The sequence below is a fragment of the Corynebacterium appendicis CIP 107643 genome (assembly GCF_030408415.1).
In the GTDB taxonomy this organism is placed as follows: domain Bacteria; phylum Actinomycetota; class Actinomycetes; order Mycobacteriales; family Mycobacteriaceae; genus Corynebacterium; species Corynebacterium appendicis.
Genome location: NZ_CP046976.1, coordinates 535,378 through 547,492 on the forward strand (window position 1 = coordinate 535,378; position 12,115 = coordinate 547,492).

Here is a 12,115-nt window from a genome sequence, read left to right on the forward strand (position 1 = left end):
TGGACTGGGCCGGCTCTTCAACCGGATGTGAGCGACTAAGGCACCTGCTTGCGGGAGGTACCAAGAGAGTGGTCGGAACGGACGGGGGGAAAGTTCCCGGCCACGCCGCCTTCACCGGGTGTTGTTCTTCACAGGTAGATGCACCCCTGCAGGGGGTGAACCGGGGGAAGATACTGGTCCCTGGGCAATTTACAAGAACACCAGCAGGCCCCATTAGGGTGAACCCCACGCCAGCTTCCGAACGCATCAGGAGAGCGGAGGCGGCTTGGACGGCGAAATGGACACAGATGACCCACCCGGTAAATGACACCCCCACTGCCACGGATACGACCGCAGGGAAGACCCCCACCATCGGGAGCCGGCCTCAGGAGCGGGTACGCCCCACGTGGCCGTTGTACTTGCTCTTTCTCGCCGTCGCCGGTGCAGTCGGCGGGACGGTTGCCTACAGCTTCCTCGGCGAATCCCTCGCGGCCTTGGGGATCCCCAACCCGGGCATCGCGACCACCTTCGGGTTGCCGTTTTTCCGCGCGGTCGGTTGGATGCTCGCTGCCCTGTCGGCCGGTTCTTTCCTGTTCTCCGCTTTCCTCATCTCCCCACGGTTGCCCGGCGGTGATAACGACCGCCTGCACCAGGCCTCGTTGAGTGTGGACGGGCACCTGGCCTCGCGTACCGGTGCAGTCGCGGCCCTCTGCTTTGGGCTTGTTGCGTTATTGATGATCCCGCTGGTGATCTCGGATGTCTCCGGCACACCCCTGGCCCAGACACTGGGAATGGAAGCCCTGGTGGTGGCCCTCCAACAGGTGGCCATGGCCCAGGTGTGGCTGATCGTGGCCCTTATTGCCCTGGTCACCGGACTTACAGGCATGATGAACCGGGCGTGGATCACCCAACCCCTGCTCCTGCTCGGGGCGATTCTCATGGTCGTCCCTCTGGGCCTGACGGGACACTCTTCCTCGGGTGGTAACCACGACCACGGCACCAACTCCTACCTGTGGCACCTGATCTTCCTGGTCATCTGGGTCGGCGGGCTCATGGCCCTGCTCGCCCACGGGCGTCGCCTGGGACCTGACCTGGATATTGCGTTGCGTCGCTATTCGACGATCGCCCTGGTCTCCATCATCGTCATGGCCATGTCCGGGCTGGTCAACGCCGCCATCCGCATCGAGCTGACGGATCTGTTGACCACCCGTTACGGGTTGATCATCGTGGCCAAGACCATCGGCGTGATTATCCTCGGTGTCTTCGGGTGGATCCACCGGGCGTGGGTCATTCCGCAGGTGCAGGCCAACCCCGCTGATCGCCGCCTGTTCCGCCAGGTCGCCATCGTCGAGGTGCTTGTCATGGCGGCGGTCACCGGTATCGCCATCACCATGGGGCGCACCCCGCCGCCCCCACCGCGCATCCCGAACCTCTCGCAGATGGCCACCAAGCTCGGCTACGAGCTGTCCGAGAAGCCCACCATCCTCAACGTGTGGGGCATGTGGCGCTTTGACCTGCTGTTTGGTGCCCTCGCCCTGCTGCTGGCCGTCGGCTATCTGGCCGCTGTGTGGCGCACCCGCCAGGCAGGTCACACCTGGTCGAGTACCCCCACCGCCTGGTGGTTGGCCGGATGTGTGACCCTGCTGGTGACGATGAGCTCCGGGATCGGGCTGAATATGCCCGCGGTCTTCTCGGTGCACATGGTCGGCCACATAATCTTGTCGCTGGTCATCCCCATCTTCCTGGTGCTGGGTGCCCCGCTGACCCTGCTGATGACCGCCTTCGCCCCGGGGGCCCCGGGTAGGCCGAATATCCACGACTGGGTGCGCGCCTTCACCCGCAGCCGGTTGGTGGGGGTGATCACCCATCCGGTGGTCAACACCCTGCAGTTCCTGGTGTTCTTCTACGTCATGTACCTGTTCATCCCGCTTTATGAGCTGCTGATCTCCAAGTACGCGGGGCAGCTGATCATGAACGCCGTGCTCCTGGTCTCCGGTTGCTTCTACGTCTGGGGGATGCTCGGACCCGACCCGATCCCGCGCCGGCGCCCGGCCACCATCCGCCTGGGGTGGCTGGTTGCCTCCCTGCCTGTCCACCTGCTCGTCGGGGTCTATCTCCTGCGCCTGGACACGATTCTGGGCGAGGAGTTCTACCGCTCCCTGCTCCTGCCCTGGGAGCTCGATCTGCTCGCCGACCAACGCACCGCCGTCCTGGCCTGGGCCACAGGTGTGGTCCCACTGGCCGTCGTCGCCCTCCTGCTCATCGGCCAATGGCCGGGCACGGTCGGGAAAACCACGGGCAACGAGGAAAAGACCACCACCGGTAGCAACGCCGAGAACGAAAACCACACCGCATTCCTCGGCCCCACCGCGGACGGTAAGACCCCCACGTCCGACCACGGCACCCGGACAACCGACCAGCCTTAACCACCCCGGTCTCACCGCCGGCCCCTCACGGGGCCAGCGAGGAACTGGCCGCGTGACCTCCTCCCGGGCTCCCGCGGCCATGGCCCATGCCTCGACGAGCTCAGCGACAAGCCCGAGACAGGCCTTTCCCCTGGTGATCCCGCCCGCCCATCACAGACCCCTCTCCGACTAGGAGCCGAGGAAACTATGATATAGATCACTAAATGGACTCCGGAGGTGACTTCGGTGGGGATGAGGGGTTAACGTTACCTCCATCAGGTAACGGAACGGTCACAATTTCGTCTCTAACGAGTACAACGGTGAGATCGAGTGTGGCGGGACAACGGACAACGACGGAAGAAGATTCATGCTCATGAAGGCCCAGCGATCAGCCGGAGGAAAACACCGCAAGATCCCCACCTCGCAAACCAAGAGCCGCGTAGCCCTGGTGGCCGTGGCCACGGGAGCGGTCTCGTCCGCGGGTATCGGGGGTGCCGCCGCCGCCACGCTGCAGACCCAGGCTGAAGCCTCGATCTCCCCGCAGGACACTGTCGGTGGCGTGCAGTTGGCCACCAATGACACCGCGCTGCCCCCGGACACGACGGAGACGGCCCCGCAGATCCTGACGATCTCAGAGTATAAGCCGGTAACCAATATCAACGAGCAGTTGGACAAGGCGGTTGAGTACGCCGCCGAGCGCACCGAGGCCGCCCGCGCTGAGGCCGCACGTCTGGAAGCAGAACATTGAGGCAGAACGCCTGGCCAACGCCTCATCCGTGGTCAAACCCACTGAAGGCACCTTCACCTCCGGTTTCGGTATGCGCTGGGGCAGCCTCCACGCAGGACTAGACATCGCCAACGTCGTGGGCACCCCAATTCTTGCGGCCATGGGCGGCACCGTCATCGACTCCGGACCGGCTTCCGGTTTCGGCCAGTGGATCCGCATCCAGCACGATGACGGCTCCATTGCCGTCTACGGCCACATGGAAACCCTCGATGTCAGCGTGGGTGAGCAGGTCACCGCCGGCCAGAAGATCGCCGGCATGGGCAACCGAGGTTTCTCCACCGGTTCCCACCTGCATTTTGAGCTCTACCCGACCGGCAGCGGCGCCGTCGACCCCGCCCCCTGGTTCGCCCAGCACGGCATCACCTTCTAACCTTCCCCCCCACCCGGGAGAAAACCCGGTCCTGACCCTCAGGCCAGCGCCTGTGGTCCGGATGTAAACATGCTCCCGGTCATCTCACACTCCTCCGCCGAGGGCACCGAGGAGTAGTACAGGGGATTGTGTACTGTCTACGATTATGAGCACGGTGACCGTCATTCACACCTCGGCGTTGTCCCGGGTGGGCCATGCCCTGTCCGATGACACCCGGACCGGGATCCTGTTGGCCTTGCGCCACGGGCCCGCCCGACCCTCGGACCTGGCCCGGCAGCTGGATGTCTCCAAACAGGTGATGTCGAATCAGTTGGCCTGTCTGCGCGGATGCGGGCTGGTGGCCTCCACCCCCAGGGGCGCAACGTCTGGTATTCACTGGCTGACCCCCAACTGGGTCACGCCCTCGGTGAGTTACTCGAGTTGGTGGTCACCATCGATCCGGCCTGTTGTTCGCCGGACGGGTGCACCTGCTCATGACCGCCTCGGTCCTGGAGGACTTCGTCGCCACCTTGCCGGGTCCCCCGGGGCCCACGGCCTCGACACCCCTTAATTTCCACCAGCGATAGAACGGACCCCTCGTGAGCACCCCCACCAACCGCACCACCTCCACCCGGCCCTCCGGGAATTGGAGAAAAGCCCAGATCATTGTCTGGGCGTTATTGGCAATCGTCGTCATCGCCGGGATCGTCGCCTTTTTCCTCGGCCGATCCGACTCCGCTTCTGCGCCCGCCCCGGAAACCGTGGCCAGTGATGCGGGGCAGGTGGTCCGGGACAACAGTCGGGTGCTGTCCCAGGCGCCGAACGAGAAGGCCGTGCTGGTGGAGTTCCTCGACTTCGAGTGCGAGGCCTGCCGGGCGGCTTACCCCTTCGTGGAGGAACTGCGTGCGGAGTACTCCGACACCGTCACCTTCGTCAACCGTTACTTCCCGCTGCCGGGTCACCGCAACTCCATGCCCGCTGCCGTGGCTGTGGAGGCTGCCGCCCAGCAGGGCCAGTACGAAGCGATGTACCACCGGATGTTTGAGACCCAGTCTGAGTGGGGTGAGTCCGCCGAGGACAACAGTGCGGTCTTCCGCGGCTTCGCCGAGGACCTGGGTCTGGACATGGCCGCCTTTGACGCCGCTGTGGCCGATCCGGCCACCGAGGAACGGGTCCGACTCGATGTGGCTGACGGCACGGCCCTGGGTGTGCGCGGCACCCCGACCTTCTTCCTCGACGGTCAGCTCCTGACCCCGGACTCCCTGGAGCAGTTCCGGGCCGAGGTCGACGCGGCCGCCGCCGACTAACCCGAATCCATGACGCACCCAGCCACCGCCGACGACAATGAGGTTCTTGTGACCGAGACGAACGACGACACCTTCCTGCCGGTCTTTGCCCGCCAGCGTCCTTTCGCCCTCATCCTGCTGGTCACCGGCGTGATCGGCTGGGTGGCCTCCGGCATCCTGGTGCTTGAACGCCTGGCCCTCTACGAGGACGCCGAGCATGTCACCACCTGTGACATCAACGCCCTGGTCTCCTGCGGAAAAGTGATGGGAACCTGGCAGTCCGAACTCTTCGGCTTCCCCAACCCGTTGATCGGCATCGTCGCCTTCGCCGTGGTCATCACCACCGCGATGGCCATGCTGTCGGGGGCACGCTTCGCCGACTGGTACTGGGGAGGTCTGCAGGCGGGTGTGACCGTGGGCCTGCTGTTCATCATCTGGCTGTGGTACCAGGCGCTGTTCGTCATCCATATTTTGTGCCTGTACTGCATGGTGGTGTGGGCGATGATGGTCCCGCTGTTTATCCTGCTCACAGTACGCAACCTCGCCCACGGCCTCTTCCCCGCCTCGCCTGCTGTGGTGCGGTTTGCCTCCCAGTGGGCAGGCACCCTGATCGCCGTGGTGTACGTCGCTGTGGCCGCCTCGGTGTTTTTCAGCTTCTACTCCGATTTCACCACCCTTTGACGCTCATGCCCTGTGGTTTTTCACGCCTCTACCGACAGCCCGGGGCTCACGCAGCTGCCTGCCGGCAGCACTGACGACCCCCACCACCAGACCCGGTGACGGTGGTGTCGCTTGAGCCCTGGGGCTTTGTCCAGTGTTGGACGAGCAGCTGCTGGGCCTCGTCCTGGCTGAGTTCATTGATGACCTCAGGGGATAGACGAAGATCCTGTTCCAGGGCCTGAAGCAGCCACGGCGGCAAGGTGGAGGTCGGGAAGGTGCTGTTGCAAAGTTGGGGCGGCAGGCAAAGCGCCGTGGAATGATCGAGCCTATGGCTATCTTCTCGGGTCGACGTGTCCCTCGCGAGGTCATCCTGTGGGCAGTACGGGGGTATTGCCGCTACGGCATCAACTATCGAGACCTCGAGGAAATGATGACCGAGCGCGGCGTGCGGTTCGATCGCACCACGATTTACCGGTGGGTGCAGAAATACGCCCCTGAGCTGGACAAGCAGACACGGTGGTACCGGCAGGTACCTGATTGGCAGGCCAGTTCTTGGCGGGTGGATGAGACCTATATCCGGGTCGGCGGGAAGTGGTGCTACCTCTATCGGGCGATCACCACCGGTGGGCATACCCTGGGCTTTTATCTCTCCCTGAAGAGAAACGTGGCGGCGGCCAAGCGTTTCCTGGTCAAGACTCTGAGTCAAATACTTTAGCTGGGTATCCCAGAGTGATCAACACCGATAAAGCACCCTCCCTAGCCAGGGCAATCGCCGAGTTGAAGTCAGAGGGAATCTGCCCGCCAACAGTGGAACACCGGCAGGTGAAATACCTCAACAACGTCCTGGAAGGCGACCATGGTCGGCTGAAGCGGGTCCTCGGGCCGGAAGGCGCGTTTAAGAACCGGACATCTGCGTACCGGACGCTCAAGGGTATGGAGGCGATGCACTCATTGCGGAAAGGGCAAGGCACGATGTTTGACCTCACGGGCAGCCGAATCCGGATGCGGTGATCGTCAGCCGGGGGTTCGGGTTGTGCCCCTTAGTGTGGTGTAATGCTTGCAGATGGTGGGCCCTGCGAAATAGTGGGGTGGCCACCGCCAGTAACCTTTCGACTCAACTACCACATCTCACCGAAAGGCACATGACGATGACCACTGCACCGTATTCTATCGACCCGGCAACCTACTTGGATGATCTGCTCGCCCAAGCTTCCCCGGACCTGATGCGGCAGATGCTGCAAGGGTTTATCAACCAGATCCTCTCCGCCCAGGCCGACACCGTTTGCGGCGCCGAATACGGTGTTGCTTCCACCGAGCGGGTCAACCACCGCAACGGGTACCGCCACCGTGACCTTGACACCCGTGTCGGCACGATCGATGTGGCAGTACCGAAGTTGCGCCACGGAGCGTTCTTCCCGGACTGGCTGTTAGAGCGCCGTACGCGTGCAGAACGGGCACTCTCAACGGTGATTGCCACGTGCTATCTCAAGGGGGTCTCCACCCGCAGGATGAATGACCTGGTGGCAACACTTGGGATTGCCAATATGTCGAAATCCCAAGTCTCACGCATGTCGGAAGAACTCGGCGAGATGGTCGCCGACTTCAAAAACCGCCCGCTTGATCCCGGCGGCTACGCCTACCTGTCGTGTGACGCGTTGACGATCAAAGTGCGCGAAGGCGGGCGTGTGGTCAAATGCTCGGTGCTGCTAGCTACCGGGGTCAACGCCGATGGGTATCGCGAAATGCTCGGCATGCACGTGGCCACAGCTGAGTCCAACGCGTCGTGGAAAGGCTTCTTCCAAGACTTAAAAGCCCGCGGGCTTACCGGCGTCTTCCTTATCACCAGTGACGCCCATGAAGGCATTCAGCACGCAATTTCCGAAGTGCTGCCCGATGCGTCGTGGCAGCGGTGCCGCACTCATTTCGCGAAGAACCTTTACGAGAAAGTCCCAAAGACCCAGTGGCCGATGGTCTCTGCGATGTTCCAGACCATCTTCCAGCAACCCGACGCCCAATCCACCTGGGCCCAAGCCCGCGAAGTGGTCGACCTGCTGGAACCGAAGTTCCCACAGGTTTCGGCGTATTTGGAGGAATCACTCGATGAAGTGTTGGCGTTTACCGCAGCGCCGAAACCAGTGTGGACGAAGGTGTGGTCGAACAACCCCACCGAGCGGTTAAACCGGGAAATCCGCCGGCGCACCGATGTCGTGGGCATCTTCCCGAACCGCGAATCCATCATCCGGCTTGTCGGGGCGGTTCTTGCCGAGCAGCATGACGATTGGATCCAGCAAAAACGCTACATGTCACTGTCCGCACTCGAACACACCAAACATCTCATGCACCGACAAGGAGACGACCATGGTGACCAGCACCAGCTAACCGCCTAATCAAACACCGAACTTCATACCGAGCCGAAAGCACACACGGCTACACCACTACACGGGACTTGACCCGGCACTTGAGGTGGCGGCCAGCAGGGACGTCGACAAGCTGTCAAAGCCTATCTGCCTCGCGGTGCGCTGTGGTTGCGTGCGGGCCACCAGAAACGCTCGCCGAGCAGCTGCACGGCCGCCGGAACCACGAGTGTCCGCACGACAAGGGTGTCTAGGAGGACACCGAGACAAATCACGATGCCGATCTGCGCTAGCACTACGAGCGGGAGCACGCCGAGGGCCGCGAACACGGCGGCCAAAAGGATGCCCGCCGAAGTGATCACCCCGCCGGTGCTGGATAGAGCGCGAAGGATTGCCTCGGGGGTGCCGTACTCCTCCGACTCTTCTCTCGCGCGGGTGACCAGGAAGATCGTGTAGTCGATTCCCAGGGCCACGAGAAAGACGAATGCATAGAGCGGAGTGCTCGAATCGAAACGCTCGAAACCGAAGATGTGGTGCGAGACCCACCAGCCCAGCCCGAGAGCAGCGACGTTAGTCAGTAAGACCGAGGCGGTCATGACTAGCGGTGCGGCGAGTGATCGCAGAATGACGATAAGGCTGAGCAGGATCAAGAGGAGAACCGCGGGAAAGATGACGCGCCGATCTTCGCCCGCGGCGGTTTCGGTGTCAAACAGCTCCGCGTCTGGCCCGCCTACGCTCGCATCGATCCCGTCCAGGGCCCGGCGAACCTGCTCGGTGTCTCCCCCGGAGACCTCCAGCGATCCCTCGGCTGGTGTGACGGAGAGCCCGGCGGCCTCGAGCGCCGCGGTGGCCTCATCAGGGAAATCGGTGGACACAACAGCGGGCGTGGCAGATGCGTCGGGGAACTTTTCTCCAAGTGCCTCAGCGGCGCTGATGGATTCAGGCTTATCGATGAACTGGTCGGATTGTGTCAACCCGGTGGTCACCTGGAGAGTGCCGAGACTCATCACTCCGAGCGCGGCGAGGGCGGTGGCAAGGATGGTGGCCGGGCGCGCATGGACGAAGCCGCCAACCCGGTCGAACAGGCGGTGTTCTACTCTCTCTTCTATCCTGGGTGCGCGCGGCCAGAAGATCCACCTGCCGAACAGCACTAGGACACCAGGGAGTACGAAAGCCCCGAAAAGTAGCGCGACCGTCACACCAAACGCGGCGGCGGCGCCGAGGGCCCTTGTTGTGGGTGTCTGGGAGAATAAAAGACAGAGGACACCGAGGATCACGGTGAGCGCGGACGCGCAGATAGTCTTCACCGTGGGCAGCCAGGCGCGCGACATCGCCTCGAACCGGTCATCGTGGTGGGTGAGCTCGTCCCGGTAGCGTGAAATCAGCAAGAGCGCGTAATTCGTTCCGGCACCAAAGACGAGCACGGAGAGGATGCCACCGGTCGAATCATTCCACTGCATCCCCATGAGGTCGAGGAAGCGCGGATACATTGCGGCGACCAGTCTGTCCGCCACACCAATGACCAGAAGTGGAATGCCCCAGAGGATAGGGGAGCGGTAGGTGAACACCAGCAGCACCGCGACGATGACGGCGGTGACCGTTAGAAGCTTGAAGTTGGCCCCGGAAAAAACCCCTGACAGGTCGGCGCTGATGGCAGCCGGGCCCGTAACCTGAGATTCGACACCAGCTGGCAGATCAGCAGAAGCGCGTTCACGCAGCTGGCTGACCGCGTCGACGTTGTCACTGAGTGATTCAGATGTTACCTCCACGGGCACGATCGCGGCATCGATCGCCGCGTTGGGAACCAAGGGCCCGCCCAGCTCACTGGCTTTCCGCTGCAGTTCACCGAAGGACTCAGAGGTTAGCCCGGTATAGAGCACGATCGCTGCTGCGGATTCGTCGCCGCTCTCACCGCGCTCTGCTGCGACGCGGGTGGAGTCGAATCCATCTGGAAGCATCGCGGTGGCCGACTGCGGCGCCTCTATCGGACTGAGGGAAATAAGGAACGCAGCTAGGCCAATCAAAACTAGCGACAACCAGCGCAGTGAGCGGATAAGGGACGGCGGCACGCCAGCTCCTTCTTTCGGGGTAGTTGACTCCACCCACAATATCCGCCGACCTTTACATGCGATCCCTTTTAGTCGAGTAGTCTCGCACTCACCTCAAACGGTTCGAGGCTCCGAGGTGATTCCCAATGCTCGTTTGTTCACCTGAAATGCGGGGTCAGAACCGAAAATCACCTGTTTGGCCGAATCTAATCCGATAGCCTAGGCCTCGTCCGTTTCAATCTGCCCGCTGCCCCCAAAACTCAATCCCCTACCAGGAGAAATTCAATTCCCGGTAGGGGATTTTGCTACTTAACCCGCAGCGGCTCTAATCCTCCGCCACGGTGACGGTGACATCGATATTCCCGCGGGTGGCTTTCGAGTAGGGGCACGTCTCGTGGGCAGCGTCGGCAAGCGCTTGGGCATCCTCCGGGGTGATGCCGGGGATGGTGACCTCAAGCACGACGCTGAGGAAAAAGCCCTCGGAGCCCTTGTTGAGGGTAACGCGCGCGCCGACGGCGGAGTCGGTGACATCAGCCTTCTTGCTCTTGGCCACGGCCTTCAACGCAGAGTGGAAGCAGGCGGCGTAGCCGGCAGCGAAGAGCTGCTCAGGGTTAACGCCCTCGCCATTGCCCCCCATTTCCTTCGGGGCGTTCATGGTGAAGTCGAGGCTGGAGTCTTGGACTACAGTGCGGCCATTGCGGCCGTCGCCAGTGGAGAGCGCTTCGGTGGTGTATGCGGCGGTCATGAATAACTCCTTTGTTTGTTGACGGGGCCTTCGGCCACCGATCGTACGCGGGAAAGCAAGCTAGTTCGCCAGAGCCGTGACGAGTTCCCTCGACGTGGTGAACGCCTCACGCGAGGCGTTGTCGGAGCACTCGCGCAGGATGTAGTGGATGGCAGCGCCAGACCACATTCGCGGCTTTGTGAATTGCTCCTCACTAGTCGGTGACTGGGCTATCAATCCAACTAATGAGGAGCAGTTCAGGTGTCGCTTTCGACGCCCCATTTCTGGCGTGGACGCTAGAGCTCCGGCGACACCAAAATTTTCACCGCGGTCTCGTTGCGGTTGATAAGGGTGTCAAAGCCCTCGTCGACGACGCCGTCGAAACCGATCTTGCCGGTGATGAACGGTTTGAGGTTGACCTTGCCCTCCTCGACCAGCTTGATGGTCTTCGGGTGGTCGTGCGCGTAGCCGATGATGCCGCGCAGGGTCAGCTCCTTCATCACCACAGCGTGGATGTCGAGTTCGGCCTTCTTGGACCAGATGGACTCGACAACCAGGGTGCCCTGCAGCTTGAGGCAGTCGACGAGCTGGTCGAGCACCACATTGACCGAGGTGCACTCGAATGCGACATCAGCGCCCTTGCCGTCGGTGATCTTCTGGATCTCTTCCTTGAGGTCCTGCGACGACGGGTCGATAGCGTGGTCTGCGACGCCGGCATCGAGCGCTTTCTGGCGGCGCAGTTCCGACAGCTCGGAGACGACCACTGTGCAGCCGTATGCCTTAGCAACGGCCGCGGTGAGCAGGCCGATCGGGCCCGCGCCACCGATAAGCGCCACATCGCCTTCGTTAGCCCCGGAGGCGACGAAGCCGTGGTGGGCGACAGACAGCGGTTCAATCAACGCGGCCTCGTCGAGTGGCACATCGTTGTTGATCGGGTGCACCCAACGGCGCTGCACCGCGATCTGCTCGGACAAGCCGCCACCGCCACCGGCCAAGCCGATGAAGTTGACGTCCGGGTGCAGGTTGTACGGGCCCGGCTTCGTCGGGTCGATGTCGTCGGGGAGCACGTACGGTTCCACAATCACATGCTGGCCGACCTCGATGTCGTCCACGCCGTCGCCGAGGGCCGCGACCACACCGGAGAACTCGTGGCCAAGCGTGACCGGCATTTCCTCGCCGGTCACTGGGTGCGGGGCACCCTTATCCGGGACGAAAATCGGGCCGTCGAGGTACTCGTGCAGGTCGGTGCCGCAGATGCCGCACCAAGCGATGTCGATCAGCACCTCGCCCGGGCCTGCGACAGGCGCATCGATCTCCTCGACGCGGATGTCCTTTTGACCGTGATAGCGAACTGCTCTCATAGGAACTCCTTTCAAAATCGTACAAAGACCATTTTAGCTGGGAGTTTCCCAAGCAGAACGAGTTGTGCAGTTACTCACATGGGCCCGCTTTTCCTTAACGCCTTTCGGGGGTGACGGAAACCCAGCCGGGTCAGTGAGTTAAGCGAGCGCGCCGCTTAGAAC

7 protein-coding genes and 3 pseudogenes are annotated in these 12,115 nt (G+C 62.5%); 7 read left to right on the plus strand and 3 right to left on the minus strand.

From position 1 onward, the window contains the following. Window positions 1-287: 287 nt before the first annotated feature. The 7 genes and pseudogenes from CAPP_RS02715 to CAPP_RS02745 all read left to right on the plus strand — a co-directional run bounded on the left by CAPP_RS02715 (window position 288) and on the right by CAPP_RS02745 (window position 7,853). Window positions 288-2,405: a bifunctional copper resistance protein CopD/cytochrome c oxidase assembly protein gene (locus CAPP_RS02715; RefSeq protein WP_052053948.1), complete on the plus strand. Its 2,118-nt coding sequence runs from the start codon at window positions 288-290 to the stop codon at window positions 2,403-2,405. 346 nt (window positions 2,406-2,751) lie between these two features. Next, window positions 2,752-3,541 (plus strand): annotated as a pseudogene (locus tag CAPP_RS02720) (M23 family metallopeptidase). A 145-nt stretch (window positions 3,542-3,686) separates the two neighbouring features. After that, window positions 3,687-4,018 (plus strand): annotated as a pseudogene (locus CAPP_RS02725) (ArsR/SmtB family transcription factor). Between the two features lie 101 nt (window positions 4,019-4,119). Further along, the gene (locus CAPP_RS02730) at window positions 4,120-4,827 is read left to right on the plus strand and encodes a thioredoxin domain-containing protein (RefSeq protein ID WP_035123040.1); all 708 of its coding nucleotides are present in this window, start codon (window positions 4,120-4,122) and stop codon (window positions 4,825-4,827) included. Window positions 4,828-4,836: 9 nt separating this feature from the next. Continuing rightward, window positions 4,837-5,487: a vitamin K epoxide reductase family protein gene (locus CAPP_RS02735; RefSeq protein ID WP_035123041.1), complete on the plus strand. Its 651-nt coding sequence runs from the start codon at window positions 4,837-4,839 to the stop codon at window positions 5,485-5,487. A 307-nt stretch (window positions 5,488-5,794) separates the two neighbouring features. Beyond that, window positions 5,795-6,494 (plus strand): annotated as a pseudogene (locus CAPP_RS02740) (IS6 family transposase); the annotation flags it as partial. 120 nt (window positions 6,495-6,614) lie between these two features. Next, a complete protein-coding gene (locus CAPP_RS02745; RefSeq protein WP_200803311.1) occupies window positions 6,615-7,853 on the plus strand; it encodes an IS256 family transposase in 1,239 nt (412 codons plus the stop codon). Between the two features lie 113 nt (window positions 7,854-7,966). On the opposite strand, the gene CAPP_RS02750 is transcribed toward CAPP_RS02745, so the two are convergent. The 3 genes from CAPP_RS02750 to CAPP_RS02760 all read right to left on the minus strand — a co-directional run bounded on the left by CAPP_RS02750 (window position 7,967) and on the right by CAPP_RS02760 (window position 11,953). Continuing rightward, entirely contained in the window at window positions 7,967-9,778 is a 1,812-nt protein-coding gene (locus CAPP_RS02750; RefSeq protein ID WP_234959003.1) for an MMPL family transporter, read from the minus strand. Window positions 9,779-10,193: 415 nt separating this feature from the next. Continuing rightward, a complete protein-coding gene (locus CAPP_RS02755; protein WP_076599927.1) occupies window positions 10,194-10,613 on the minus strand; it encodes an organic hydroperoxide resistance protein in 420 nt (139 codons plus the stop codon). 275 nt (window positions 10,614-10,888) lie between these two features. After that, window positions 10,889-11,953, minus strand: coding sequence for a 2,3-butanediol dehydrogenase (locus CAPP_RS02760; RefSeq protein WP_076599928.1), 1,065 nt, complete (start codon window positions 11,951-11,953; stop codon window positions 10,889-10,891). Window positions 11,954-12,115: the final 162 nt, after the last annotated feature.

Coding starts and splice junctions, on each gene's coding strand:
- CAPP_RS02715 (WP_052053948.1), top strand. CDS start 288: ATGACCCACCCGGTAAATGACACCCCCACTGCCACGGATACGACCGCA.
- CAPP_RS02735 (WP_035123041.1), top strand. CDS start 4,837: ATGACGCACCCAGCCACCGCCGACGACAATGAGGTTCTTGTGACCGAG.
- CAPP_RS02745 (WP_200803311.1), top strand. CDS start 6,615: ATGACCACTGCACCGTATTCTATCGACCCGGCAACCTACTTGGATGAT.
- CAPP_RS02750 (WP_234959003.1), bottom strand. CDS start 9,778: ATGCTTCCAGATGGATTCGACTCCACCCGCGTCGCAGCAGAGCGCGGT.
- CAPP_RS02755 (WP_076599927.1), bottom strand. CDS start 10,613: ATGACCGCCGCATACACCACCGAAGCGCTCTCCACTGGCGACGGCCGC.
- CAPP_RS02760 (WP_076599928.1), bottom strand. CDS start 11,953: ATGAGAGCAGTTCGCTATCACGGTCAAAAGGACATCCGCGTCGAGGAG.